Source organism: Haloarcula sp. JP-Z28 (assembly GCF_011440255.1).
Taxonomy (GTDB): Archaea; Halobacteriota; Halobacteria; order Halobacteriales; family Haloarculaceae; genus Haloarcula; species Haloarcula marismortui.
Map to the genome: position 1 here is coordinate 26945 of NZ_JAAOHT010000059.1, position 2028 is coordinate 28972.

Annotated in this window: 2 protein-coding genes and 2 pseudogenes; all 4 read left to right on the forward strand. The window is 61.4% G+C overall.

From position 1 onward, the window contains the following. Positions 1–243, forward strand: a pseudogene (locus G9463_RS17830) (hypothetical protein); the annotation flags it as partial. Next, positions 231–1211 carry a hypothetical protein gene (locus tag G9463_RS17835; protein WP_007187784.1) on the forward strand — a complete coding sequence of 327 codons (981 nt, stop codon included), beginning with the start codon at positions 231–233 and terminating at the stop codon, positions 1209–1211. The pseudogene G9463_RS17830 and the gene G9463_RS17835, both read left to right, overlap by 13 nt. After that, the gene (locus G9463_RS17840) at positions 1201–1644 is read left to right on the forward strand and encodes a hypothetical protein (protein ID WP_007187785.1); all 444 of its coding nucleotides are present in this window, start codon (positions 1201–1203) and stop codon (positions 1642–1644) included. The genes G9463_RS17835 and G9463_RS17840 overlap by 11 nt, the downstream gene beginning before the upstream one ends. Beyond that, positions 1637–2028, forward strand: a pseudogene (locus G9463_RS17845) (hypothetical protein); the annotation flags it as partial. The gene G9463_RS17840 and the pseudogene G9463_RS17845, both read left to right, overlap by 8 nt.

Below are 2028 nucleotides of genomic sequence, written 5' to 3' on the forward strand. Positions count from 1 at the left end.
AGGTTCCAGAACACGCAGGGAAGAACTGTGACGACCCGCTACGTCTACAGCGGTGAACCAAGCGACAACGCAGTGCGTGCCAGCCACACAATTACGCTCATGGACGACGACCACTTGCGAGACGCGGACGGGACTCGCAACAGCACGCGGCTCGGTGACCCAGCGACCGATTATACGGTTTCGGACACCGGAAAGAACGTCTACAACACGGTCAGCGTGGAGGTGGTCGCGTGGCGCATCTGAACGACGACGAACGCGGACAAATAATCCTTATCGCCGCGTTAGCGCTGGCGGTGACGTTCATCGGTCTTGCGCTGGTCGTCAACTCCGCGATTTACACGCAGAACCTCGCGAGCCGGGGTGAGGTTGCTGGGAGCAACGACGCGCTGGAGATGCGAGCGATGGTGGAGGCAAACATCGGGCAGGGTATTGTCGCGGCTAACAGGTACAACTACTCGACCCAGTCGGCGCTCGAAACTAGTGTACGCGAGAGCGTACGGACCACAAGTACGCAGACGGAGCGGCAGCGGGTCACGAGCGGGACACTGGTAAACGTCACACTCGCCGGCTCGCCGACCTACGGCACGCGAATTGCTCAGACCAACACGTCACTGTTCGAATCCGGCGAGGCGACGCCGAGCGCCAATTGGATGGTCAGAGAGCGGGTCACGCGCCCGGGCGACGGAACGAACGCGACCAGACGGTTCGTCATCAACGCGACGCAGCTCCCCAGTTCAGGAAGCGAGTTCGTCGTCACAACGAACGGCACCGGTGGTAACCCGAAATGGATGATGCGCATCTGGGGCGACGTCGGCCCCAGCGGGACGGTCAACGTGGAAGTCGACACACCGAGCGGCACACAGACGTGTGCTGTCCCTATCGAGGAACCGTACGCCCATATCGACGTGACCGGCGGCACGGTGCAGGGCGAGCCGTGTCTCGCGCTTCAGGGCGGGAGCTTCGACGGGCGATTCGCCCACGGCGTCGGCGACGAGTACAACATCACCTACGAGTCGGGCGACCAGATCAAGGGGAACTACTCGATGGTCGTCCGCGATAGTACGCCAGCAAACACGCTCGATACAGCGCCCGCGTCGCCGTTCAGCACGACCGCGGTCTACAACGCGACCGTCCGCTATCGCTACGACACGTCGAACTTACGGTACGAGGCAAAGATACGGGTGGCCCCGGGTGAGCCAGATGCGTCGTAACCGCGCCGTCTCGACGACGCTAAGCTACACGCTGAGTCTGGCCATCGCCTCTATTTTGGTATCCGGCCTCCTCATTGCTGGCGGCAATTTCGTCGAAAGCCGGCAGGAGCAGGTCATCAGGGACGAACTCGAAGTCATCGGACAGCAAGTGGCCTCTGACATCGCTCGTGTTGATCGGCTGGTGGTCGCTGCCGACGACGACCCGACTGTGAATCTAGATCACACGTTCCCAGCGCGGGTGAGTGGGACCGGCTACCGAGTCTCGATTGACCCCGCTGCCGATGAACTCACGCTCGAATCGACCGCTCCGGAGGTGTCGGTGACTGTATCGCTCACAACCCGGACAGCCCTAGGGGACTCCACCGCCGGCGGCGGTGTGATAACTGTGTTCTACGACGAATCAAGCGATCAACTGGAGGTCCGAGATGGCTGACCGCGCGGTAAGTGAGGTGCTGAGCTTTGCTCTAGTGTTCAGTCTCATTGTGGCGTCGATAATACTCGTTTCAGTAAGCGGCCTGGGGGCGTTACAGAACGCTCGGGACGCGGAGCAGATGGAGAACGCTGAGCGGGCATTCGATGTGCTCTCGGACAACATCGCGGACCTCCACAAACAGGGGGCACCGAGTCGTGCGACCGAAGTCAGCCTCGGGGAGGCATCGCTCAGGACGGGCGAAAACACGACGATATCGGTACATGTCCACGACGGAACTGCGCCCAAAGATGTCGGGACCTGGGAGATACGACCGATTATCTACGCCGGCAATCAGGAGCGCGAGCTCGTATACGAGGCTGGGGCAGTGTATCGGACGAACCGGGA

What these genes read in the sequence shown, in the direction of transcription:
- G9463_RS17840 (WP_007187785.1), top strand. Translation starts at nt 1,201, where the DNA reads ATGCGTCGTAACCGCGCCGTCTCGACGACGCTAAGCTACACGCTGAGT.